General features: G+C 72.7%; 18 protein-coding genes. 11 read left to right on the top strand and 7 right to left on the bottom strand.

The genetic code is table 11. The features are described 5' to 3' along the window. Positions 1–19 precede the first annotated feature (19 nt). Entirely contained in the window at positions 20–1726 is a 1707-nt protein-coding gene (locus BUB75_RS05740) for an N-acyl-D-amino-acid deacylase family protein (RefSeq protein WP_073252104.1), read from the top strand. A gap of 18 nt (positions 1727–1744) precedes the next feature. After that, on the top strand, positions 1745–2935 hold the full coding sequence (locus tag BUB75_RS05735) for a thiolase family protein (protein WP_073252102.1): 1191 nt from the start codon (positions 1745–1747) through the stop codon (positions 2933–2935). Between the two features lie 44 nt (positions 2936–2979). On the opposite strand, the gene BUB75_RS05730 is transcribed toward BUB75_RS05735, so the two are convergent. Beyond that, a complete protein-coding gene (locus BUB75_RS05730) occupies positions 2980–4056 on the bottom strand; it encodes a Zn-dependent alcohol dehydrogenase (RefSeq protein ID WP_073252100.1) in 1077 nt (358 codons plus the stop codon). 106 nt (positions 4057–4162) lie between these two features. Between BUB75_RS05730 and BUB75_RS05725 the strand changes: the two genes are divergently transcribed. From BUB75_RS05725 to BUB75_RS05715, 3 genes are read left to right on the top strand one after another with little or no spacing between them, the layout of a single operon-like run. Continuing rightward, a complete protein-coding gene (locus BUB75_RS05725) occupies positions 4163–5353 on the top strand; it encodes an amidohydrolase family protein (RefSeq protein ID WP_073252846.1) in 1191 nt (396 codons plus the stop codon). Further along, positions 5350–6792 (top strand): aldehyde dehydrogenase family protein, encoded by a 1443-nt coding sequence (locus tag BUB75_RS05720; protein WP_073252098.1) that lies wholly within the window; start codon positions 5350–5352, stop codon positions 6790–6792. Before BUB75_RS05725 ends, BUB75_RS05720 begins: the two co-directional genes overlap by 4 nt. Positions 6793–6843: 51 nt before the next feature. After that, on the top strand, positions 6844–8124 hold the full coding sequence (locus BUB75_RS05715; RefSeq protein ID WP_073252096.1) for a hypothetical protein: 1281 nt from the start codon (positions 6844–6846) through the stop codon (positions 8122–8124). A gap of 24 nt (positions 8125–8148) precedes the next feature. On the opposite strand, the gene BUB75_RS05710 is transcribed toward BUB75_RS05715, so the two are convergent. Both BUB75_RS05710 and BUB75_RS05705 read right to left on the bottom strand, forming a co-directional pair. Next, positions 8149–10371 (bottom strand): CaiB/BaiF CoA-transferase family protein, encoded by a 2223-nt coding sequence (locus tag BUB75_RS05710; RefSeq protein ID WP_073252094.1) that lies wholly within the window; start codon positions 10369–10371, stop codon positions 8149–8151. Next, on the bottom strand, positions 10368–11333 hold the full coding sequence (locus BUB75_RS05705) for an LLM class flavin-dependent oxidoreductase (RefSeq protein WP_073252092.1): 966 nt from the start codon (positions 11331–11333) through the stop codon (positions 10368–10370). The genes BUB75_RS05710 and BUB75_RS05705 overlap by 4 nt, the downstream gene beginning before the upstream one ends. A 93-nt stretch (positions 11334–11426) precedes the next feature. Here BUB75_RS05705 and BUB75_RS46970 point away from each other — a divergent pair, with 93 nt between their 5' ends. Genes BUB75_RS46970 through BUB75_RS05675 form a run of 6 tightly spaced genes read left to right on the top strand, consistent with a single transcriptional unit; the run spans position 11427 to position 16870 of the window. Beyond that, positions 11427–11840: a Zn-ribbon domain-containing OB-fold protein gene (locus tag BUB75_RS46970; RefSeq protein WP_073252091.1), complete on the top strand. Its 414-nt coding sequence runs from the start codon at positions 11427–11429 to the stop codon at positions 11838–11840. Further along, complete coding sequence (locus BUB75_RS05695; RefSeq protein ID WP_073252090.1) at positions 11837–13021, top strand: thiolase C-terminal domain-containing protein; 1185 nt, start codon at positions 11837–11839, stop codon at positions 13019–13021. The genes BUB75_RS46970 and BUB75_RS05695 overlap by 4 nt, the downstream gene beginning before the upstream one ends. A gap of 18 nt (positions 13022–13039) precedes the next feature. After that, positions 13040–13876, top strand: coding sequence for an SDR family NAD(P)-dependent oxidoreductase (locus tag BUB75_RS05690; protein WP_073252088.1), 837 nt, complete (start codon positions 13040–13042; stop codon positions 13874–13876). 56 nt (positions 13877–13932) lie between these two features. Continuing rightward, positions 13933–15117 carry an amidohydrolase family protein gene (locus BUB75_RS05685; RefSeq protein WP_073252086.1) on the top strand — a complete coding sequence of 395 codons (1185 nt, stop codon included), beginning with the start codon at positions 13933–13935 and terminating at the stop codon, positions 15115–15117. Beyond that, positions 15114–16568: an aldehyde dehydrogenase gene (locus BUB75_RS05680; protein WP_073252084.1), complete on the top strand. Its 1455-nt coding sequence runs from the start codon at positions 15114–15116 to the stop codon at positions 16566–16568. Before BUB75_RS05685 ends, BUB75_RS05680 begins: the two co-directional genes overlap by 4 nt. After that, positions 16568–16870, top strand: coding sequence for a hypothetical protein (locus tag BUB75_RS05675; RefSeq protein ID WP_073252082.1), 303 nt, complete (start codon positions 16568–16570; stop codon positions 16868–16870). The genes BUB75_RS05680 and BUB75_RS05675 overlap by 1 nt, the downstream gene beginning before the upstream one ends. Here the strand turns inward: BUB75_RS05675 and BUB75_RS05670 are convergent. From BUB75_RS05670 to BUB75_RS05655, 4 genes are read right to left on the bottom strand one after another with little or no spacing between them, the layout of a single operon-like run. Beyond that, a complete protein-coding gene (locus BUB75_RS05670; RefSeq protein WP_143175032.1) occupies positions 16867–17472 on the bottom strand; it encodes a hypothetical protein in 606 nt (201 codons plus the stop codon). The genes BUB75_RS05675 and BUB75_RS05670 overlap by 4 nt on opposite strands. After that, complete coding sequence (locus tag BUB75_RS05665; RefSeq protein WP_073252078.1) at positions 17456–20809, bottom strand: indolepyruvate ferredoxin oxidoreductase family protein; 3354 nt, start codon at positions 20807–20809, stop codon at positions 17456–17458. Before BUB75_RS05665 ends, BUB75_RS05670 begins: the two co-directional genes overlap by 17 nt. Beyond that, positions 20806–22056, bottom strand: coding sequence for an amidohydrolase family protein (locus tag BUB75_RS05660; RefSeq protein WP_073252076.1), 1251 nt, complete (start codon positions 22054–22056; stop codon positions 20806–20808). Before BUB75_RS05660 ends, BUB75_RS05665 begins: the two co-directional genes overlap by 4 nt. Positions 22057–22074: 18 nt before the next feature. Then, on the bottom strand, positions 22075–23265 hold the full coding sequence (locus tag BUB75_RS05655; protein WP_073252074.1) for a cytochrome P450: 1191 nt from the start codon (positions 23263–23265) through the stop codon (positions 22075–22077).

Raw genomic sequence — 23265 nt, 5'->3', positions numbered from 1 at the left:
TAGGTAGGGGCGTGAGGCCATGCACGACATCGTGATCCGGGGTGGCGACGTCGTTGACGGAACCGGCGCGGGTCCGGTCCGCGCGGACGTCGCGATCGACGCGGACCGCGTCACCGCCGTCGGGGAGGTACCCGACCCCGGCCGGCGCGAGATCGACGCCCGCGGCAGGCTCGTGACGCCGGGCTTCGTCGACATCCACACTCACCTGGACGCCCAGCTGTTCTGGGATCCCAGCGCCACGTCGTCCTGCTGGCACGGCGTCACGACCGTGGTGCTCGGCAACTGCGGGGTCACGTTCGCGCCGGTCCGTCCGGCCGCGACCCGATACCTCGCGGAGATGATGGACTCGGTGGAGGACATTCCCGCCGACTCGATCATGGCCGGGTTGCCCTGGGGCTGGGAGTCCTACGGCGACTACCTGCGCGCGCTGGACGACCGCCCGCTCGGCCTGAACGTCGGCGGTCTGGTCGGGCACAGCGCGCTCCGCTACTACGTGATGGGCGAGCGCAGCCTCGACGAGTCCCCCGCCGAGCCGGACGACGTCCGGGAGATGGCCGCGGTGCTGGCCGAGGCGATGGACAGCGGCGCGCTCGGCTTCTCCACGTCGCGCAGCTTCCTGCACACGGTTCCGGACGGACGGCCGCTGCCCGGCACGTTCGCCGAGCCGTCCGAACTCGTGACGCTCGCCGGCGTGCTCGGCGAACGGGGGCGCGGCGTCCTCGAGGCGACCCCGCGGATCGGTGAGCGCGACGGTGCCGAGCGCCGGAACTCGATCGCCGAGATGGCCTGGATGGAGGAGGTCAGCCGCTCCTGCGGACGGCCGCTCACGTTTGCGATCACGCAGAGCGACCGTCGTCCCGGCCTGTGGTCCTGGGTGATGGACGAGGTGGCCGCGGCCCGCGCCCGCGGCGCCGACCTGCGCCCGCAGACGTCCGGGCGCGGCACCGCGATCCTCTACGGCCTGCACGGCCGGACGCCGTACGACGCGCTGCCCGCCTGGACGCAGCTGCGGGAACGACCGAGCGCGGAGCGGCGGAAAGCGCTGGCCGACGAGGCGTTCCGCCAGGTGCTGGTCGACCAGGCCGAGAACGGCGCCGAGTTGTCCGGGCCGCTCGCGCCCAAGGATCCGGCGAAGCTGTACCTGTTACCGCCCGGCGTCGCGCACTACGACGTCCGGCCGGAGAACAGCCTGGCCGCGGAGGCCGCCCGCCGGGGCCGGACACCGGCGGGCGCGTTCGTCGACTACCTGCTGGAGACCGACGGCCAGGGCCTGCTGTACTACCCGGTCCTCAACTCCGACCTCGACGCGGTCGCCACGATGATCACCAACCCGGACGTCGTCCTCGGGCTGGCCGATGCCGGGGCACACGTCGCGATGACGATGGACGCCGGCCAGACGTCCTACGTGCTGAGCCACTGGGTGCGCGACGAGAAGCGGCTCGACGTCGGCCGCGCGGTGTACAAGCTCACGCTGGAGGGCGCCCGGCTGTTCGGGATCGCCGACCGCGGTGTGCTCACGCCGGGCGCGTTCGCCGACGTGAACGTGATCGACCTCGACGCGCTGCGTCTGCTGACCCCCGAACTCACCGACGACTTCCCGCTCGGCGCGAGCCGCTACGTCCAGCGCGCCCGCGGCTACGACTACACGCTGGTCAACGGCCAGATCGTCGTCGAGTCCGACGAGCTGACCGGAGAACGCCCCGGCCGCGTGGTCACCCCCGGCTGACATCGAGGAGCGAGACTGATGACCGACCGAGAAGCCGTGATCGTCGCCGGCGCCCGTACCCCGATCGGCACCGCCTACAAGGGAACGCTGTCCCAGATCGACGCGTTCACGCTGGCCACCAAGGCGGTCGCGGAGGCCGTCCGGCGCTCCGGGCTCGCCCCCGAGGCGTTCGACGACGTCGTGATCGGCGAGTCGCTCTACGGTGGCGGCGCGATCGGACGGTACGCCGCGATCGACGCCGGGCTGGTCAACGCGCCCGGCATCGCGCACAACCGGCACTGCGCCTCCGGGCTGTCCGCGATCCAGACCGCGGCGTCGTCGATCATCGCGGGGATGGACGACGTCGTCGTCGCCGGTGGTGTCCAGTCGAGCTCGACGATGCCGACGGTGGCGTGGCGGTGCCCGGCCACCGACGAGTGGACCGAGAACTGGCTCGCGCCCAGCCACCGCGAGACGCCGGACGCACCGATCGCGGACATGTCGATCACGGTCGGCTGGAACACCGCGGTGAAGGCCGGGGTCAGCCGCGCCGAGATGGACGCCTGGGCGCTCCGCTCCCACCAGCGGGCGATCGCCGGGATCGACGCGGGCAGCTTCGCCGCGGAGACGTTCCCGATCGACGTCGTCCGGCGGGACGGATCCGCGGTCACGTTCGCGGTCGACGAGCACCCCCGGCGAACCACCAGCCTGGAGAAGCTCGCGTCGCTGCCGCCGCTGAACCGGGGCATCGAGGGCTTCAGCATCACCGCGGGCAACTCGGCCGGCGTCAACGACGGTGCGGCGGCCCTCGTCGTTACCGACCGGGCGGTCGCGCGGAGCGAGGGGCTGGAGCCGCTGGCGGTCGTCCGCGCGTGGGCGTCGGTCGGCGTCCCGCCCGCGGAGACCGGTCTGGCACCGGCGGCCGCCATCGAGAAGGCGCTGCGGCGGGCCGGACGCTCGGTCGAGGACGTCGCGCTCTGGGAGATCAACGAGGCGTTCGCGTCGGTCGCCGTCGCGGCCACCCGCGCGCTCGGCCTGGACGAGGAGCGGGTGAACGTGCTGGGCAGCGGCTGCAGCCTGGGGCACCCGGTGGCGATGACCGGCGCGCGCATGGTGCTGACGCTCTCCCACGAGCTGCGGCGGCGCGGCGGGGGCCTCGGCGTCGCCGCGATGTGCGCCGGCGGCGGCATGGCCACCGCAATGCTGCTCGAGGTCCCACCCTCCGCCTGATCCTCGGCCCACACCGGGAGCGGGCGCCGATCAGCGGCGCCCGCTCACACCACCACGGTGCGGACCCCTTCGCCGCGCGTCATCGCGTCGATACCGTCGTTGATCTCAGCCAGGCTGATCCGGTGGGAAACCATCGCGGACAGGTCGAGCAAGCCGCTCTCGGCGAGCCGGACGTAGCGCGGGAAGTCCCGCAGGATCTGCGCTCCCCCGACCACCGAGCCCGCGATCCGCTTGCCGGAGAACACCGCCGGAATCGCGGGCAGCGTCAGCGTGTCGCCGACCGCGGGCATGCCGACGAACGTCACGGTGCCTGCCGGACGCGCCAGATCGAACGCCTGGACCATCAGCTCCGGGCGGCCGACGACCTCGAACGTGTAGTCCGCGCCGCGGCCACCGGTCAGCCCGCGCACCTCCGCCAGCACGTCGCTCGCGCCGGGGTCGATCGCGTGCGTGGCACCCACCCGCAGACACGCCTCGCGGCGGCCGGCCACCGGGTCGATCGCCACGATCGTCGCGGCGCCGGCGATGCGGGCACCCTGCACCACCGACTGCCCGACGCCCCCGCAGCCGATCACCGCGACGCTGCTGCCCGGCCGCACCTCCGCGGTGTTGAGTGCCGCCCCCAGCCCGGTCGTGACGCCACAGCCCAGCAGCGCCAGTTGCTCGTCGGGCAGGCTCGTCTCGACCGGCACCACCGACGCCTCGTGGACGACCATCGCGTCGGCGAACGTCCCGCAACCACACACCGCACCGGCCCACCGGCCGTCGGCGAGCTCGAACCGGGGCGCCGCCTTCACGACCGGGTTGAGCTCGCAATGCGTGGAGACGCCGTTCAGGCACCACCAGCAGGCCCCGCACGCCGGTGCCACCGAGGCCAGCACCCGGTCGCCGACCCGTGTGCGGCGTACCTCGCTGCCGACCTCCTCCACGATCCCGCACCCCTCGTGCCCGGGGACGATCGGCAGCGGCAGCGCCGACCGTCCCTCCAGGACGTTGAGGTCGGTGTGGCAGATACCGCTGGCGGTGACCCGGACTAGGACGTCCCGCGGCCCCAGCGCCGGGACCGGCAGGTCCTCGACGACGAGCGGCTCTCCGACCCGGTACGCGACGCAGACTCTCATGGCGACCTCGGCAAGGAGTTGTGAGCGAAGGGCTTCGTGGAGCATAGTAACTGGGCACTTACTTTCTTACGACCGATCCCAGCCGACGAACCGGAGGCTGACCGTGGTGGACTACCGGCTGGTCGACGCCGACGAGCACTACTACGAGCCCGACGACTGCTTCACCCGGCACATCGAAGCGCGCTATCGGGACGAGACGATCCGCGTCCAGCGCGGCGACGACGGGCTCGGCCGGGTGTTCCTCAAGGATCGGCGCACGTTTATGAGCGTCATGCCTGGCGACTACGCGTCCGCCCCGGGCGCGCTCCAGGGACTGTTCGTGGGCGGGGTGGCCGACGGCTTCACCCACCGGGAGATCGTCACCTCCAGGGACCACCCGGAGTTCAGCGAGAAGCGCGCCCGCCTGGCGCTGATGGACGAACAGGGCGTCGAGGCCGCGATCATGCTGCCGACGCTCGGCGTCGCGGTGGAGTACGAGCTGCGGCACGACGTCGACCTCACCTACGCCAGCCTGCGGGCGTTCAACCGCTGGCTGGAGGAGGACTGGGGCTACGGAGCGGACGGCCGCGTGTACGGCGTCCCCATGCTGTCGTTGTTGGACATCGCGCAAGCGATGACCGAGCTGCACCGGGTCCTGGACGCGGGCGCGCGGCTGGTCCACCTCTGCCCCGGCCCGATCGGCGGGCACTCGCCCGCTGACCCGCTGTTCGACCCGTTCTGGGCGACGGTCGCCGACGCCGGGGTCCCGGTGGTCTTCCACGTCTCGAACAGCGGTTACAACCACTTCTACGGGACGCTGTGGTCGGAGAACGGCGACAACCCGTCGCACCAGCAGTCGCCGCTGCAGTGGGCGCTGTGCAACACCGAACGGCCGCTGGTCGACACGCTCACCGCGCTGACGCTGCACAACCTGTTCGGCCGCCACCCCCGCGTCCGGATCGTCTCGATCGAGAACGGTGCGAGCTGGCTCAAGGCACTGTTCAAGACCGTCGACAAGGCCGCGGCGCTCGGCCGCCGCGGGCCGATGATCGGCGGGCCGCTGCCATCGAAGCCGAGCGAGGCGCTCGCCGAGCACCTCTGGGTCTGCCCGTTCCCCGAGGACGACGTCGTCGAGCTGATCGACGCCCTCGGCGCCGACCACGTCCTGTTCGGCTCGGACTGGCCGCACCCCGAGGGGTTGCGCGCGCCGCTGGACTACACCGTGGCGCTGGCGAGCTGCGACCCGGCCGTGGCCCGGAAGGTACTCCGCGGAAACGCCGCCGAGCTGCTCGGAATCCGGGACTTCGTGGTCGCGTGAAGCAGCTACTGATCGGCGGGGCCTGGGTGGACGCGGCGTCCGGCCGGACGTTCGAGACGCTGAACCCGTCCACCGGCACGGTGATCGCCGAACTGGCCGAGGCCGGACCCGAGGACGTCGACCGGGCGGTCGCCGCGGCTCGCGCGGCGTTCGCCGGGCCGTGGCGGACGATGAAACCGCGGGGCCGCCAGCGTCTGCTCTGGACGCTGGCCGACCTGGTGCAGGAGCACTACGACGAGCTGCGGCACCTGGAAGCCGTCGACATGGGCGCACCGATCGGGCGGCGGCGGTCGAAGCCCACCGCCGCCTGGGAGGCGGAGGTGCTCCGTTACTTCGCCGGCTGGCCGACGAAGATCCACGGCGAAACGATCCCGAACTCGGTGCCGGGAGCGGTGCTGACCTACACGCTCAAGGAGCCGGTGGGCGTCGTCGCGGCGATCGTGCCGTGGAACCGGCCGATCAGCAACGCGATCTGGAAGCTCGCCGCGGCGCTGGCGGCCGGGTGCTCGGTCGTGCTCAAACCGGCCGAGCAGGCGTCGCTGGTCGCGCTCCGGATCGGTGAGCTGGTGGCCGAAGCGGGCTTCCCGGACGGCGTGGTCAACGTCGTCACCGGGTTCGGCCCGGCCGCGGGTGCGGCGCTCGTCGACCACGCGGGCGTCGACAAGGTCGCGTTCACCGGTTCGACCGAGGTCGGCAGGCACGTGCTCCGGGCTGCGGCCGGAACGTTCAAACGGGTGACGCTCGAGCTCGGCGGAAAGTCGCCCGACGTCGTGTTCGCGGACGCCGACCTGGACCGGGCCGTGCCGGGCGCCGCGATGGGGGTCTTCTCCAACTCCGGCCAGGTGTGCTGCGCGGGCACCCGGATCTACGTCCAGCGGCCGATCCACGACGAGTTCGTCGAGCGCCTGTCCGCGTTCGCCGACGGGCTGACCGTCGGCGACAGCCTGGACCCGGCCACCACGATCGGGCCGCTGGTCTCCCGGGAGCAGCTGGACCGGGTGACCGGCTACCTCTCGCTGGCGTCCGCGGAGGGCGCGCGGACGGCCGCGGGCACGCGGACGCTCGACGCCTCCGACGCCGGCTACTTCCTGGCGCCGACCGTGCTGACCGATGTGCACGACCAGATGCGCGTGGCCCGGGAGGAGATCTTCGGGCCGGTGGCCTGCGTGCTGCCGTTCGACACGCTGGAGGAGGTCGCGGCCCGCTCCAACGACAGCCCGTACGGGCTGGCCGGTGGGGTCTGGACGCGCGACCTCGGCATCGCGCACCGGATGGCCGCGCTGATCCAGGCCGGGACGGTGTGGGTCAACACGATGCTGCTGTTCGACCCGGCCGTCCCGTTCGGTGGTTACAAGACCAGCGGCTGGGGACGCGAGATGGGCGCGGCAGGCGTCGAGGAGTACCTGAACACCAAGTCGGTCTGGGTCGATCTGGCCTGAGCGAGCCGGCGGCTGTCCAGTCGGCAGGGGACGGTGCGTTAGCGTGCGCACATGACGGCGACCGAGCCCAGGCGACGTGCGAGAAGTCGCGAACGCGTCGGCGGGTTGGCTCTCGCCGCAGCGGTGGGGGCGTTGGCCGGTGCCTCGGTGGCGCGGCGCCGGAAGGGCCGGGCGGCGGTGGCCGGAGCGATGGCGCTCGCGGCGACCGAGGCGGTGGCACGGGCCCGGCAGCGGCCCGATGAGATTCCGGCGTGGTGGTCGCGGGTGGTGATGAGCGGTGCGATGGCGGCGCCGGTGGGCTGGCTCGGTGGGCGAATCACCCACGCCGGGCCGGTGGCGGTAGGTACGGCGGCCGGCGCGGTAGCGGGCGCGCTCGGGTTGCGGCCGCAGAAGGTAGCGCTCGGCCCGGTGGCGGGTGCCGCCGTCGGAGCCGCCTGGCGGTTGGCCGGCGGGCACCAACCCGGTGCGGTAGCGGCCGGCGCGGTGGTCGGCTTCCGCGTTCTGTCCGCTCTCCTGTTTCGCGACGCCCAGGTGAGCCTGCTGGCCGAGGGCGTGCAGGCCGAGGAACTACCGTTCGTCGTGCCGCTCGAGGCCCGTGCGCGCTACGTCGGTACCGGCTACGTGCGTGAGCTCGCCGAGGTGCTCGGCGGCACGTACGAGGCCGACGCCCCCGACGTGGGGATCGTGGCCTCGCTCGACGACCTGGCCGGCCCGCAGTTCGACCCCGCGGGTGTCCAGCCGCTGGTCCGCGAGTTCTACGAGCACACCACCCGGTTCCGGCTCGACATCGTGCCCGAGTGGCGGCTCTGGGTGCGGCCGGGCTACCTGCTCTACCGCACGCTCGTGGCGCGTCCGGTGGGCCAGGCCAACGTGCCGATGAACCAGCGCGAGACCCTACGAGGAGTGCGCAGCCGCATCGACACGATCACGCCGGACGGCGCCGACCTGATCGGGGTGCGGGGGTGGATTCGCTCGTTTGCCGACACCGACGAGCCCATCTATGTGGGCATCTACACCACGTACCGGCACGAGGGGCGCGGCTATGTGAGCGTCGGCTTTCCGGTGCCGCAGGGCAGCTTCACCGCCACTCTGCTCCCCCAACCCCGCCCGGACGGCGGCCTCATGCTGACCAGCCGCAGCCCGCTCGCCCACCCCGGCCACTACCTGACCTACATCGACCCCGGCACCCGCGAGCTCACCACGTTGAGCGTTCCCGGCTTCGCCGAACGGCTCGACGTCTACGTGAGGGACGGCAAGCTACGCGCCGAACACGCGTTCTCGCTGTACGGCTTGCCGTTCCTGATCCTGCACTACACGATCCACCGCAAGTGACCACCGATTCGGCGGCCGCCCGCGTCAGAGTCCCGACGCGGCGGCGATCTTCGCGTCCAGCAGTGCCTCGATCTCGTTCGCCGCGAAGCCCAGCTCGGTCAGGACCTCCACGGTGTGTTCGCCGACGCCCGGCAGGATCAGCCGGGGCCCGCGGCCGGCGTCCGGGCCGAACCGCAGCAGCGGCCCGACCTGCTCGAAGCGGCCCCAGTCATGCGTCGAGTACTCGATCGCGCGGCCGAGCCGGCGGTTGACCGGATCGTCCAGGACGCCGCGCCGGAAGCCGTCGCGGTCCAGCGGCGCCACCGGCTCGGCGAACGCCCCGAGGCTACGCACCCGCGCCGCCCACTCGGCCGCCGGTGCGGTGGCGAACGCCTCGGTCAGCACGGTCTCGGCCCGCCGGGCGTCCGGATGAGAGCGCAGCGGCGCGTAGGCCGTCGGGAGGCCGTCGATCAGCTCTCCGAGCCGGGCCCACGACTCGGGATCCGGGACGACGAGCGCGAACCAGGCCCCGTCGCCGCCCCGGTAGAGCCGGTAACCCGGCCCGTATCCGGTCTGCTCGGCGTCGAGCTCGGGGCCGCGGACCACCCGGCCGTCCCGCTGGAACACTCCGCTGTGCAGCAGGCAGCCGGCGCCGAGCAGGCTGGTCACGACGTGTTGCCCGCGGCAGCTGGTAGCCCTGGCCAGCAGCCCGGTGAGCGCGCCGATCGCGGCGACCCAGCCGCCGGTCATGTCGATCGGGATCCAGGTGCCCGCGGTCGGCTCGTTGCCGGGCCCGGCGATCGCCCGTTCGAAGCCGGTCAGCGCCTGCATCAGCGCGTCGTTGCCGGGTAACGCGGCCCGCTCGCCGGTGACCCCGAACGCGCTCGCGTGGCAGTACACCGCGTGCGGGTTGAGTGCCGCGACCGCGTCCGCGCCGATGCCCAGGCGCTCGGCGACGCCCACCCGGAAGTTGTGCAGGACGACGTCCGCGCCGGCGATCAACCGCTCGACGACCGGCCGGGCCTCCGGAGCTCCGAGGTTCAGCGCGAGGCTGCGCTTGCCGCGCTGGCAGGCCGCGATCGCGTAGGCGGCCGCGCGCATCGCCTCACCCTCGGGCGGTTCGACCTTGATCACGTCGGCGCCGAGGTCGGCGAGGACCTGGGCGGCGAGCGGACCGGCGACGAACGCGGAGAAGTCCACCACCCGGAGGCCGCCGAGGGGCTTGCGGTGCGGAGCGGCGTCCCCGAGCGGCCGCACCTGGATCGGCGAGCCCACCATCGTGTCCCGGCCGCGCTCGACGATCAGCCCGATCTCGGCCAGGTGCGGGTCGGCCAGCACCTCACCCGGTGCCAGCACCGGCTCGCACGCGATCCCGGCCGCCCGCAGCAGCATGACCCACTCGTCCCGGGGCCTGGTCGCGAACCGCGGCACCCACCGCGCCGCCCGCTCCCCCAGCGCACCGGTGACCTGATCCTGGTAGTAGCCGCTGGTGCTCGGCTCGTCACCGAGTACCTCGATCAGCGCCCGGTACATCCCCTTTCCGCCGAACCAGACCTGGATCAGCTCGTCGTCGGCGCAGCGGTACAGGAAGTTCGGGAACGTCGACCCGTGCTCCCAGTAGCTCTCGACCTCGGGCGCCGCCCGTTCGGAGCGGCCGATCATGCAGCCGAGCGTCACGAGCAGGCCGTCGTAGAGCGACGTCTCCGACCAGCCGCCGGCCTCGGTCTCGGTCCGCCGCAGCAGCAGCGCCAGCACCGAGACCAGGAGCAGCGCGGCGGCACCGACGCCGGACGCGTGCACGTCCACGAAGATCGGGCCGGGCCGGTGACCGGCCAGCTGTGTGCAGAACCCGGCGTCGGCCTCGACCAGCAGCCCGTAGTCGGCCACCACGCCGCGCGCGGTCCGGCTGGGTGTGCAGCGGGCGTAGACCAGCGCCGGGTACGCCGCCCGCAGGTCGCGGTAGCCGAGCCCGCGCCCCTCGACCAGGCGCTCCGGGCCGTACACCAGCGCGACGTCGGCCCCGGCGAGCAGCGCGCGGATCTCGTCCGGGTCGTCGGTGGTGACCACCCGCTTGTCGCGGTTCCAGGCGTGGCTCCAGCTCAGGCCCTCGTCCAGGGGCACCGGCTCCGGACCGACCACTCGGGTCACCCGTGCGCCGAGATCGGCCAGGATCATTCCGGGCAGCGCACCGGCCAGGCCGAGCCCGAGCTCTGACACCCCGACGAGGACCTCGACGACGACCAGGCCCTCGCACGGATCGGTTCTCATACCGGGCTCCCCACGGTCAGCCGCGGCAGTACCTCTTCGGCGGCCAGCGTGACCACCTCGAGCGTGTCCTCGGCGGCGGCCGGGGAGATCACGATGTGCCGCACGCCCGCGTCGACGTACTCCTGCAGCCGCGCCGCGACCTGCTCCGGGGTACCCGCCGGGGCGATCCGGTCGAGCATCGCCGCGGGTTTGTCACCGTACGCGCTGCCCAGGAACGACGCGACGTCGGCGCGGGCGCGGTCGGCGTCCCGGCGGATCGAGCAGTAGAGGAACAGGCACCACTCGAACCCGTCCAGGCTCCGGCCGAGCTGCGCGGCGTGCGACGTGATCGCCTCGACCGAACGCCGGTAGCCGGACGGCGAGACCAGGTACGGCATCCACCCGTCGCCCAGGGCGGCGGCGCGACGCTGCGCTGGTGCTTTCCGGCCGGAGACGACGATCGGCGGCCCGCCCTCGCGCATACCGCCGCCGGGCGTCCGCACGGGCCGCAGCGTCACGTCGTCGAATCCGACGAACCGGCCGTGGTGGCTGACCGGCTTACCGGCCCAGAGCGCGCGGAGCACCTCGATCGACTCATCGGTGCGGGCGCCGCGCTCGGCCATCGGCACGCCGACCGCCGCGAACTCGTCCGGGTACTCACCGCCGACACCGACGCCGGCCGTGACCCGGCCGCCGGAGTGGGAGTCCAGATCGGCGAGCTGTTTGGCGACGACCACCGGATGATAGAGCGGCAGCAACAGCACGGCGGTACCGACGCGAACCCGCTCGGTCCATGCGGTGAGCAGTGCGAGCCGGGTGATCGCCTCGCCGGTCGCGCTCGGCGGCAACAGGTGACCGCCGTGCCAGATCGAGTCGATCGGCAGACGCTCGGCCGCGGCCAACCAGCGCGGATCGGGTTCGGGAAGGGCTGCTGCTCCGAGAACGACGCGGGGTGCTCCGAGAACGACGCGGGTATCTGACAACCTCGCTCCTCGGGTCGAGAGCGGCGCGAAGGCCTATATTAGCAAGCGTTCACTTTTTTAGGTCCTCGTCTTAGACTCCGTTCCGAGGTGGTCATGGACGCAACGCTGGGGATACCGCCCGCCGTCACCGACGAGACCGCACCGTTCTGGGCCGCCGCGGCCGAAGGCCGCCTGGTCGTCGAACGCTGCTCGACCTGCGGCGCGGAGTCGTTCCCGCCGCGCGGGATCTGCCGCGAGTGTCGCGGTCGGACGCTCGAGCCGACCGAGATCACCGGGTGCGGCGTGGTCTACAGCTACACGGTCAACTATCAACGCTGGCTGCCCGGCCTCGAGGTGCCGTACGCGATCGTGCTGGTGGAGTTCCCGAGCCACCCCGGGGTGCGCGTCGTGGGACGGTTACGGGGCTGTCCCCCGGAGGCGGTGACGATCGGCGCGGTCGTCGAGATCGGCTTCGAGCCGGGGCCCGGTGGCTTCAGCATCCCGAGTTTCCTGGCCGTGCGGACATGAGCGCGACCGACCTGCTCGAACGACGAGCGGTGATCTCTGGTGTCGGCCAGTCCGCGGTCGGCAGGCAGATCGACCGGTCCGGTTTCCAACTCACGCTGGACGCCGTCCTCGCGGCGATCGCGGACGCCGGCCTGACCGTCGGGGACATCGACGGGCTGGCGATGTTCCCCGGCGGCGGCGCCGCGAACCTGCCCGGGTACGCGAACGGCAACCTCTACGAGGTCCAGGACGCGCTCGGCCTCGCGACGAGCTGGCGGCAGGGCATCGTGGAGGGCATGGCGCTGCCGTTCTACGGCGCCGCGATGGCGGTGGCGACCGGGCAGGCGCGCCACGTCGTCGTCTGGCGAACCGTGAAGGAGGGCAGCGCCGCCCGTCGCGCCGGGGGTCGCCCGGCGTACGGCTCCACCAAGCCGGTCGCCGAGGGCCCGCTGGCCTGGCTGCTCCCGGTAGGGATGCTCTCGCCGGTCTGCCAGATCGCGCCCTACGCCACCCGCTACCTGCACGAGTACGGCGTCCGGCGGGAGCAGTTGGCCTGGATCCCGGTCACCCAGCGCGCGTCGGCCGGGCTCAATCCGGACGCGGTCTACCGGTCGCCGCTGAGCATCGACGACTACCTGGGCGCCCGGATGATCTCGACGCCGCTGTGCCTGTACGACTGCGACGTCCCGGTCGACGGCGCCACCGCGCTCGTGGTCTCGGCCGCCGAGACCGCGCCGGACCTGCGCGCCCCGGTGGACATCGAGGCGATGGCCGGCGTCGTCGAGGGCCGCCCGTCCTGGGAGCAGTGGCGCGACATGGGGCGGGTCGGTCACGGCGCCGCGGCCGCGATGTGGGCCCGCACCGACCTCCGCCCCGCCGACGTGGACACCGCAGAGCTCTACGACGGCTTCACGATCGAGGTCGTCTGGTGGCTGGAGGCGCTCGGCTTCTGCGGCGTCGGCGAGGCCGGAGACTACGTCGACGGCGGGAAGCGGATCGCGCTCGGTGGTGAGCTGCCGCTCAACACCTGGGGCGGCCAGCTCTCCGGTGGCCGGTTGCACGCCGCGTTCGGCCACACCGCCGAGGCGGTGCGGCAGCTCCGCGGTGAGGCGGGCGACCGCCAGGTGGCCGGCGCCGAGGTCGCCGCGGTGACGAACGTCGGCGGATACGAGGCCGGCGCGGCTCTTCTGACCCGCCGTTGACCACAGGGAGGCAACGCCGTGGAGCGTCCAGGACGAGTCGAGAACAAGGTCGCGATCGTGACCGGCGCCGGGTCGACGCCCGGGCCCGGCATCGGCACCGGAAAGGCGATCGCGGTCGTGCTCGCCAGGGAGGGCGCGAGCGTCCTGCTCGTCGACCGCTACCCGGAGCGGGCCGCGGAGACCGCGAAGATGATCGCCGACGAGGGCGGCACGGCCGAGGTGTGGCAGGCCGACGTGACCACGGCCGACGGCTGCGAGTCGATGGTGCGGGCAGCGGTGGACGCGTTCGGCACGCTCGACATCCTGGTGAACAACGTCGGCCTGGCCGCGCTGGGCACGGTCGTCGACACCACCGAGGACGCCTGGGACCGGGCGCTGGACCTCAACCTGCGCAGCGCGTTCCTCGCGTCGAAGTTCGCGGTACCGGTGCTGGCCGGGAAGGGCGGCGGCGCGATCGTCAACATCGCCTCGATCTCGGCGCTGCGCGGCGACGGCACCGTTGCCTACTCCGCGGCCAAGGGCGGGCTGATCGCGCTGACCGTCGACATGGCGTACTCGCACGGCAGGCAGGGCATCCGGGTCAACGCGGTCGCGCCCGGCCACATCACCACGCCGATGGTGCACTCGGTGTCCGCCCCAGGGCCGCGCGCCGAGTTCATGGACCGGATGCGCGCGGAGGCCGGCCTGCTGGGGACGCCGGGCACCGGCTGGGACGTCGCCTGGGCCACCACGTTCCTGGCCAGCGACGAGGCGCGGTGGATCACCGGCGTGACGTTGCCGGTCGAGTCCGGGGTGCTCAGCGTGGTGCCGCTTCTGATGGCGCAGCACTTGCGAGGAGTCCCGGAGCCCTCCTAAAGTAAGTGAGCGTACACTCTGTTAATGCCCGGCAAGCCGCGAAGGAGCCGGTACCCATGACCGAACAGCTCTGCGAGCGCTACGCCGTCGCCGACGTCGACTCCCACATCATCGAGCCGGCCGACCTGTGGACCGCACGGATCTCGTCGAAGTGGGGCGACCTCATCCCCCACGTGCGGTTCCACGAACGCCGGCAGGAAGACGTCTGGTACGTCGGCGACAAGAAGCTGTACGGCGCCGGTGCGTTCGCGCAGGCGGGCTGGCCGGAGTACCCCCCGTCGCACCCCAAGCGGCTCGCCGAGGCGAACCCGGCGACGGTCGATCCGAAGGCGCGGCTGTCCTACCTGGACGAGATGGGCATCTACTACCAGGTGCTTTACCCCAACATCCTCGGGTTCCACAGCCACGTCTTCCTGAAGAACGTGCCGCGCGAACTGGCGACCGAGTGCGTCCGCGCGTACAACGACTGGATCGTCGAGTTCTGCTCGGCGGACCCGAAGCGTCTCGTCCCGATGACGATGCTCCCGTTCTGGGACATCGACGAGTCGGTCGCGGAGATCCAGCGCGCCCACGCGATGGGCCACAAGGGCGTCCTGTTCGCGGCCCGCTACGACAAGGTCGGGCTGCCCCGGCTGGCCGACGACTACTGGTCGCCGCTGCTCGGGCTGGCGCAGGAGATGGAGCTCAGCCTCAACTTCCACGTCGGGTTCCTGTCCGCACCCGAGGAGCTCTCCGGCGCCGTCGACCAGTCCAAGAAGGAAGACTTCACGAAGGAGAGCTCGCTGGTCCTGCTCGGCAACGCGCAGAACATCGCCGAGGTCGTCCTCACCGGCGTCTGCGACCGTTACCCGGACCTGAAGTTCGTCTCGGTGGAGAACGGCGCGGGCTGGTTGCCGTTCCTGGCCGAGACCATGGACTGGCAGTGGAAGAACGTCGGCGCCCACAAGGACTTCCCGGACCGGCTGCTGCCCAGCGAGTACATGCAGCGGCAGATCTACGGGATGTTCTGGTACGAGCAGCAGGCGATGCGGTCGGTCATCGACCTGATCGGCGACAACCTGATGTTCGAGACCGACTTCCCGCACGCCACCAGCCTCTCCCCCGGCCCGGCGTCGGAGTCGCCGAGCCCGCGGGACGTGATGGAGCGTGCGCTCGGCGGGCTGCCGGAGCAGACGATCGGCAAGGTGCTCCAGCACACCGCGACGAAGCTCTACCACCTGGACCCGCCGGACCGAGCATGAACGCCCTGGACCGCCCGGCGCACTACCTCGACGGTGGGTGGACGCCCCCCGCCCGCGGCGAGTATTTCGACGTCGTCTCGCCGTCGACCGAGGAGGTGGTCGGCCGGGCCCCCGCCGCGAGCGACGTCGACATCGACCGCGCGGTGGCGGCGGCGCGGACGGCGTTCGACGACGGGCCGTGGCCGCGGCTGACCCCCGCCGAGCGGGCCGACCTCCTCGCCCGGGCCGCGACGCTGCTGCGCAAGCGGACGGACGAGATCGCCGGCATCACGATCGACGAGATGGGCTGCGCGCTCAGCTCCGCGCCGCAGGGTCAGACCGGCATGGTGGCGCCGCTGTTCGACTACTACGCCGAGCTGGTCCGGAGCGCGCCGCTGGAGCGGTCGGTGGCCGTCGGCGAACGCCTCGGCCTGGTGACCCACGAACCGGTGGGCGTCGTCGCCGCGATCACACCGTGGAACGCGCCGGTGACGCTGGCCGCGTGGAAGGTCGCACCGGCGCTGGCCGCCGGCTGCGCGGTCGTGCTCAAGCCGCCACCCGAGGCTCCGCTGAGCACGTTCGTGCTGGCCGAAGCGCTGCACGAGGCCGGGCTACCGCCCGGCGTGCTCAACGTGCTGCCCGGCGACCGCGCGGCCGGTGAGCACCTGGTGACCCACCCCGGCACCGACAAGGTCGCGTTCACCGGGTCGACCGCGGCGGGCAAGCGGATCATGGCGCTCTGCGGCGCACAGGTGAAGCGGGTCTCGCTGGAGCTCGGCGGGAAGTCGGCCGCGGTCGTGCTGGACGACGCCGACCTCGGTGCGGTGGTGCCGCGGGTCATCGGTGGTGCGATGCACCTGTCCGGCCAGGTCTGCGGTGCGCACACCCGCCTGCTCGTGCCGCGCTCGCGCTACGCCGAGGCGGTGGACACGGCCGCCGCGACCGCCGCGACGATCGTCGTCGGCGACCCGCACGACCCCGCGACGATCGTCGGGCCGCTGGTCGCCGCCCGCCAGCGTGACCGGGTGGAGGGTTTCGTCCGGCAGGCGGTCGCGGACGGGGCCCGGATCGCGGCCGGTGGCGTCCGTCCGGCGCACCTCCCCCGCGGCTGGTACGTCGCACCGACCGTGCTGGCCGACGTGGACAACAGCGCGCCGGTGGCGCGCGCCGAGATCTTCGGCCCGGTGATCTGCGTGATCGCTCACGACGGTGACGACGATGCGGTCCGGATCGCCAACGACTCCCCCTACGGCCTCTCCGGGGGCGTCTGGTCGGGCGATCCGCGGCGTGGCCTGCGGGTGGCCCGCCGCCTGCGCACCGGGAGCGTGGCGATCAACGGCTACTTCCCGCCGTTCCCGCACGTTCCGTTCGGCGGCTTCAAGGAGTCCGGGCTCGGACGTGAACTCGGACCGGAAGGGCTGTTCAACTTCCTGGAACCGCGCAGCATCGGGCTGCCCCCGGACGCCGAGTGATGGACGACTTCCTGCTGGCCACGCTGGGGCAGGTTCGCCGCTGCCCGGCCCGCGCCGACTACCTGGAACTGCGCTTCAGCACCGACGAGGGCGAGTGGGACTGGTGTTTCCCGGAGCCCCCGGCCGCCCGGCGGCGGCCGCTGCGCCCCCTCGCGCTGCGGCTGGGCACGTACGGCGTCCAGGCGCACCTGGTGCGCGACGGGACGCTCGGCACGGCGGTGCCCACCGCGGCCGCCGTGCCGACGATCCTGGCCGGCGCGCCCGTCTACGTGGACCGCCGCCTCCTCCGCTCCCGGGTCTAGCCGCCGCGGAGGACGTACTCCCGCGTCGCGAGGTACGCCGACCAGCTGACCAAGTCGGACGGAGGCACCGCGTCGCGGAAGTAGCCGGCCCGCCGCCACAGGCTCGGGGCGTCGTCGAACCAGACCTCGTTCACCGCGTGGTAGACGCCCTCGCCCCGCACGTGGTTCTGGACGTACGCGCAGCCCCGCACGTCGTCGGGGATGACGACGGTAGAGCTCAGCCGGCCCGCGTGCCCCAGCCACCGCGCGGAGAACTCCGCCGCGCTCAAACCCTCGGCCCGCCGGGCGACGGCCAGGTGCTTGTACCGGACGCCGCCCTCGCGCCACCGCTGCTCGAGCCAGTCCGCGCCGCGCACGACCACCTCGTCCGCGACCACGACCACCACGCCGGTCGCCGGCTCCGAAGCGCACTCCTGGAACCGAGCCAGGTGAGCGTCGTCGCGGAACCACTCGATCGCGATCCCGTCGTACCCGAGGTCGTCCTCGGTCACCGCGGGCAGCGTCGGTCCGGCCACGACCCGCAGCGGCCGCACGTCGGCCGGCGTCCGGAGCCCAGCGGCCACGTGCCCGCCGCGGATTCCGAAGCTAAGGCGTTTGATCACGGAGCGCCGCCACCTCGGCCCGCCACGCGGCCACCGCGCGGTCCTTGACCGGCCCGTACCCCTTGATCGACAGCGCCGAGGACGCCAGCGCGACCCGCGTCCGGTAGTCCAGCGGCGTGTCCGGCCGGGTGATCTCCGCGATCAGGTCGGCGTACTCGACCAGCAGCGCGCGTTCGGTCCGCCGGTCCGGGTCCAGCCCGAACGGGTCCCACCGGGTCCCGCGCAGCCGCCGCAACCGGCGGAGCAGCCGGAACGCCAGCGCGTACGGCGCGCCGAGCGGCAGCTTCCGGGCCATGCCGAGCCGCCGCAGCACCGGCGGGTGGAGGTGATACGTGACCCGGTAGTCCCCGTCGATGCCGAGGTCGGCCGCGGCCCGGTCGTGGTCGGCCGCGAGGTGCAGCCGGGCCACCTCGTACTCGTCCTTGTAGGTCAGCAGCTTGAACCAGGACTCGGCCACCGCGCGGGTCAGTTCGCCGCGGTCGTGCGCCGCCACCGGCCGGACCAGGTCCAGGTACCGCTGGGCCCGCCGCACGTCCTGGTAGTCGATCACCTGCGCGGTCCGCCGGATCAGCAGGTCACGCAACCCCGGCGGCACCTCCTCGACGAGGTCGGCCGCCGTCGCGAGCGCCGCCGGTGACGGGTCGAACATCGTCCGGTCGTCCGCGGGCAGCGCCGCCGCGACCGCCGCGGGGTCGTGCGCGAGCCACCGCCCCCATTCGAACGCGCGCCGGTTGTCCGCGCCCCGGCGGCCCAGCGCCCGGTCGAGGGCGTCCAGCGGCAGCGGCAACGCACCGCGCTGGAACGCGACGCCGAGCAGCACGACGTTGGCCGGGAGGTGGTCGGCGAACACCCGCTCGGCGACGCGCCGGGCGTCCACCACGTGCACAGAACCCTCGCCGACCTGCTCGGCCACCGCCCGGCGGAGCCGGTCCGTGTCCGGCGCAGCCGGGCCGCCCTGGAGCATCGTGGCCGTCGGCGTGAGGTCCTGTTCGAGCACCGCGACCGTGTGCCCGGCCCGGACCTTCGCCAGATGACGCGGAGCCGCGGCCTGCAGCAGGTCGCCGGAGAGGTAGAGGTCGGCGCCGCCCTCGCTGGTCGTGGCCGCGCCTGGATCGGCCCCCGGTGGCGTGAGGTGCAGGTGCGACACCACCGCACCGGCCTTCTGCGAGAGCCCGGTCTGGTCCAGCCCGCTGACGTCGAGGCCGGCGTCGCGGGCCGCCGTGGCGAGTATCCGGCACGCGGTGACCACCCCGGTTCCGCCGATCCCGGTGACGTACACGCTGAAACGCTGCGAAGGCAGCGCTACGACCGGCGTCGGCAACTCGCCGTTCGGCAGCGCCGGCCGTTTCCGCGACGGGCGTTTCCGAGAGCCGTTCCGAGGCGTGATCGTCACGAACGCCGGGCAGTCGCCTTCCAGGCAGGTGTAGTCGCTGTTGCACGACGGGTCGTGCACCCGCCGCTTCACGCCGAACTCGGTGTCGTGCGGCAGCACCGAGAGGCAGTTGCTCTTCGCCGCACAGTCGCCGCAGCCCTCGCACACGGCCTCGTTGATCACGACCCGCTGCTGCGGCTGGGGCAGGACGCCCTGCTTGCGCAGCCGACGCGACTCGGCGGCGCACCGCTGGTCGTAGATCAGCACGGTGACGCCGGCGACCTTCCGCAGCTCGTCCTGGGACGCCGTCAGACGGTCCCGCCCGAGCACGCGGACGCCGGGCGCCCACTGCGCCTTGCGTCCGTAGCGCGAGGGCTCCTCCGCGCAGACGACGATCCGCTGCACGCCCTCCGCGTGCAGCGCGCGGGTCAGCGACGGGACGTCGGGCAGCCCGGTCACGTCCTGTCCGCCGGTCATCGCCACGGCCGAGTTGTAGAGGATCTTGAACGTGATGTTCACCCCGGCCGCGACACACGAGCGGATCGCCAGCGTTCCGGAGTGGCTCAGCGTCCCGTCGCCGAGGTTCTGGATCAGATGCTGCTCGGCGACGAACGGCGCCAGCCCGATCCATGGCACGCCCTCGGCGCCCATCGGCGTCGGCGGCAGCGTCCGCAGTGCGGCGTTCCGCGCCTCGAAATACAGGATCCCGTGGCAGCCGACACCGCCCCCGACCAGCGCGTCGGCGGGTGCGACCGTGGACCGGTTGTGCGGGCAGCCGCTGCAGTACCCCGGCGCGCGCCCGGGCAGGTCCAGCAGCGCCAGCGTGCGCCGAACGGGTGGTGCGACGAACCCGGGCAGCACGCGACCCAGCACCGCGGCCACCGCCGAGGGGTCCAGCTCCCCCACCGAGGAAACGAGAGGCCGACCACCAGCATCCCGCTTACCCCGCACCGGGACGCCGATTCCCGCCTCGTGCAGCAGCGCCCGCAGCTGCACCTCGACGAACGGCCGCTTCTCCTCCACGACGAGGATCTCGTCCACCGACGCGGCGAACTCCCGCACGGTCTCCGGCACCACCGGATAGGTCAGCGCCGGCTTGAGGATGCGAACGCCGACGTCGTCGGGGTCGAGTCCGGCGTCGGCGAACGCCTGCACGACGTCGTAGTAGGTCTTCCCGGCGCAGACGACGCCGAGCCGGGTGCCGGTGCCCACCATCCGGTCGAGCCGGTTCGCGCGCACGTACTCCTGGGCGGCCGCCAGCCGCCGCTCCACCACGAGGACTTCCTGATCCGGTACCGCGTGCGGGCCGAGCGTCGCGAGCGGACGGTGCTGCCAGCCCGTCTCCGGGTCCACCGGATGCTGCCGATCGACCGACGCGTCGACCGTGCCCAGGCCGTCGGCCACCGCCGTGACGACCTTCATCCCCACCCAGCAGCCCGCGTACCGGGACAGCCGGAACGCGTGGACGCCGAGGTCGAGCAGTTCCTGCTGGTTACCCGGGTAGAGCACCGGGACGCAGGCGTCGGCGAACGTGGGCTGGCTGTCGCAGGTCAGCGTCGACGACTTCGCCGCCGGATCGTCCCCGCAGAACAGCACCGCGCCGCCGGACGGCCCGACGCCCATCGCGTTCGCGTGTTTGAGCGAGTCACCGCTGCGGTCCAGGCCAGGCCCCTTGCCGTACCAGGCACCGGCGACCCCGTCGATGCCGTCGTAGCCGACCGCCGCGCCCATCTGGCTGCCCCAGACCGTCGCGAGCGCCAGCTCCTCGTTGACGCCCGGCCGGTGGACGATCCGGTGCGCGGCCAGCTCGGGGCCGAGCCGGTCGACCGCGAGGTCGAACGTGCCGAGCGGCGACCCCGGATACCCGGACACCATCGTCGCGGTCGTCAGACCGTCCCGTACGTCGACCTGCGTGCGCACGACGAGCAGGCGGGCCAGGGCGTCCACCCCGGATAACAGAGTCACGGGTACAGCGACGGGTTGACGTAGGCGAACGCGCCGTCCTTGAGCACCGCACGCCGCAGCGCGGGCTGCTGGAGCACGGTGACGTCGGCGGTCGGGTCACCGTCGACGACGAACAGGTCGGCGAGGTACCCCGGCCGGATCTCCCCGACCGGCAGCCCGGCGGCCGGCCCCATGTTGCGCGTCGCGGTGTGGATGGCCTCCACCGGGGTCAGGTCCACCAGCTCTACGTACCGCTGCAGCTCGGCCGCGTACGTGCCGTGCCGCGTCCACTGGTGACCGAAGTCGCCGCCGGCCAGGATCCGGATCCCGGCCGCCTTGAGCTTGCGCAACCCGTCGACCTGCGAGCGGAACTCTTCGTGGTAACCCGACTCCTCGATCTGCTCCGACGTGATCCCCCACGGCTCCGCGTGGCCGCGGACCATCGCGTACAGGTAGTGCAGGCCGGGGCAGACCCAGACGTCGTCGCGCCGCGCCTCCAGCGCGGTGAGCGCCTCGTCGTCGAGGAAGCAGGCGTGGTGGATGATCCGCACGCCGGTCCGGGCCGCCATCGCGACGCTCGCCGATCCCCGGGCGTGCGTGGTGAGGAACGCCCCGTACTTGTCCGCTTCCGCGACCGCCGCGGTCAGCATCTCGTCGTTCATGTAGACGTCGTCCGACGGGTACGCGGGCAGCACACCGTCGCCGGAGATGAACAGCTTGAGCGCCCGGACCCCCTGGTCGCACTGGCGGGCGACCTCGGCGCGGAGCGACGCGGCGTCCCGCACCACCCGCATCAGGCCGCCCTCCGCACCCAGGCCGCCCTCCTCGGCGATCATCGCGCCGCTGGGGACGATCCGCGGGCCGGTCAGCAGCCCGCGGTCGATCGCGTCCTTGGCGTACAGGTCGTCGTAGTCCTGGGTGACGCCGGCGCCGATGATCAGCGTGTAGCCGCTCTCCAGGAACGTCCGCGTCACCGCGGCGACGTCGAGCAGGTGCTTGCCCGGCGGCGTCGCGGCGATCCCGGCGTGGTCGAACACGAAGTCCAGCGGCCAGCTGATGTGGGTGTGGGCGTCGCCGAGTCCGGGCAGGACGGTGGCGCCGCCGAGGTCGACGACGCGGACGGCCGCCGGGTCGACGTCGATCCGTCCCGGAGACACCGCGGCGATCCGGGTGCCCTCGATCAGGACGTCGCCGTCGAACGGCCGCTCGTCCGGGGCTCCCGAGCAGGTGAGTAGGCGTGCGTTGGTCAGCAAGGTCCTGTCAGCCATCGGTGGCCTCCGTGCGAGCTACCGGAGCGTGAACGTGATCGGCAGGCTGAGCGGGGACCGGGTCAGCCCGGCGTGGTAGTGGATCGCGGACTCGTCCTTCAGCGTGATCGTGTCGATCCGGCGCAGCAGTTCCTCCAGCGCGATCCGGATGTTCATCCGCGCGAGGTTGGCCCCGGTGCACCGGTGCGGGCCGATGCCGAACGCCAGGTGCCGGTTGTGCTCGCGGTCGAGCCGGAACTCGTCCGGCTCGGGGAACTCGGCGGCGTCCCGGTTCGCCGACGCCCAGTGGATGAGGACCTTGTCGCCCTCGGCGACCTTCTCGCCGGCCAGTTCCGCCTCGGCCACCGCGGTGCGCCCCACGGAGACAAACGGGCCCTCCAACCGCAGCAACTCCTCGACCGCGGCCGGTAGCAGCTCCGGATGAGCACGCAGCCGATCGGCGATGTGCGGCTCGCGGCACAGCCGGATCAGGATCAGCCCGAGCGCACCAGCGGTCGTCTCCAGGCCGCCGAGGATCAGCAGCTGGATCGTCCCGATCGCTTCCTCGTCGGTGATCGGCCTGCCGTCGATCTGCGCGGCCAGCACCGCGTCGACGACGTCACCGTGCGCGGGGTTCTCGCGCCGGGTACGGACGAACGCCCCGACCCAGTCGTACAGGCCCTTCCAGGACTCCCGCGCTTTCGGGTGGGTCGGCGTCGAGGACGTCGACGCCAGCGCGGCGACGGTCTCCACCTCCTCGGCGGGTGCGCTGATCACCAGCTCGAAGAACGCCAGGCTGGGCAGCGGCCGGGCGAACTCGCCCATGAACTCGCACTCGCCGCGGTCGGCGAACCCGTCGATCAGGCGGTTGACCAGGTCGCGGACCGGCGCTTCCAGCGGCGCCATCGCAGCCGGCGTGAAGAACGGGCTGGTCAGGTTCTTGTAGAGGCGCTGCTCGGCCCCGTCGAGCTCGACCGGGCGGTTCTTCACGACACCACCGCCGCCGACGATCGACAGCCCGTGCGCCGAGCTGTAGACCTCGGGTGTCCGGGCAACCGCCATCGCGTTCCGGTAGTCGGTCACCGCCCAGAACCCGCCGTGGGCGTCGCTGCGCGCGACCGGGTTCAGCGCGCGCACCCGCGCCATCGTCTCCGGCAGCGTCGCGGCGAGGTCCGGGGACAGGTGATCGAAGTGCTCACGGCACCATTCGTCGGACAATCGCTGGGCCAT

This window comes from Cryptosporangium aurantiacum (assembly GCF_900143005.1).
Lineage (GTDB): Bacteria > Actinomycetota > Actinomycetes > Mycobacteriales > Cryptosporangiaceae > Cryptosporangium > Cryptosporangium aurantiacum.
This window is presented reverse-complemented; position numbering and strand designations above follow the sequence as displayed.

Bases quoted from the DNA above. Each gene is read 5' to 3' on its own strand.
- BUB75_RS05740 (WP_073252104.1), top strand. From the start codon at position 20: ATGCACGACATCGTGATCCGGGGTGGCGACGTCGTTGACGGAACCGGC.
- BUB75_RS05735 (WP_073252102.1), top strand. From the start codon at position 1,745: ATGACCGACCGAGAAGCCGTGATCGTCGCCGGCGCCCGTACCCCGATC.
- BUB75_RS05730 (WP_073252100.1), bottom strand. From the start codon at position 4,056: ATGAGAGTCTGCGTCGCGTACCGGGTCGGAGAGCCGCTCGTCGTCGAG.
- BUB75_RS05715 (WP_073252096.1), top strand. From the start codon at position 6,844: ATGACGGCGACCGAGCCCAGGCGACGTGCGAGAAGTCGCGAACGCGTC.
- BUB75_RS05710 (WP_073252094.1), bottom strand. From the start codon at position 10,371: ATGAGAACCGATCCGTGCGAGGGCCTGGTCGTCGTCGAGGTCCTCGTC.
- BUB75_RS46970 (WP_073252091.1), top strand. From the start codon at position 11,427: ATGGACGCAACGCTGGGGATACCGCCCGCCGTCACCGACGAGACCGCA.
- BUB75_RS05695 (WP_073252090.1), top strand. From the start codon at position 11,837: ATGAGCGCGACCGACCTGCTCGAACGACGAGCGGTGATCTCTGGTGTC.
- BUB75_RS05685 (WP_073252086.1), top strand. From the start codon at position 13,933: ATGACCGAACAGCTCTGCGAGCGCTACGCCGTCGCCGACGTCGACTCC.
- BUB75_RS05680 (WP_073252084.1), top strand. From the start codon at position 15,114: ATGAACGCCCTGGACCGCCCGGCGCACTACCTCGACGGTGGGTGGACG.
- BUB75_RS05675 (WP_073252082.1), top strand. From the start codon at position 16,568: ATGGACGACTTCCTGCTGGCCACGCTGGGGCAGGTTCGCCGCTGCCCG.
- BUB75_RS05660 (WP_073252076.1), bottom strand. From the start codon at position 22,056: ATGGCTGACAGGACCTTGCTGACCAACGCACGCCTACTCACCTGCTCG.
- BUB75_RS05655 (WP_073252074.1), bottom strand. From the start codon at position 23,265: ATGGCCCAGCGATTGTCCGACGAATGGTGCCGTGAGCACTTCGATCAC.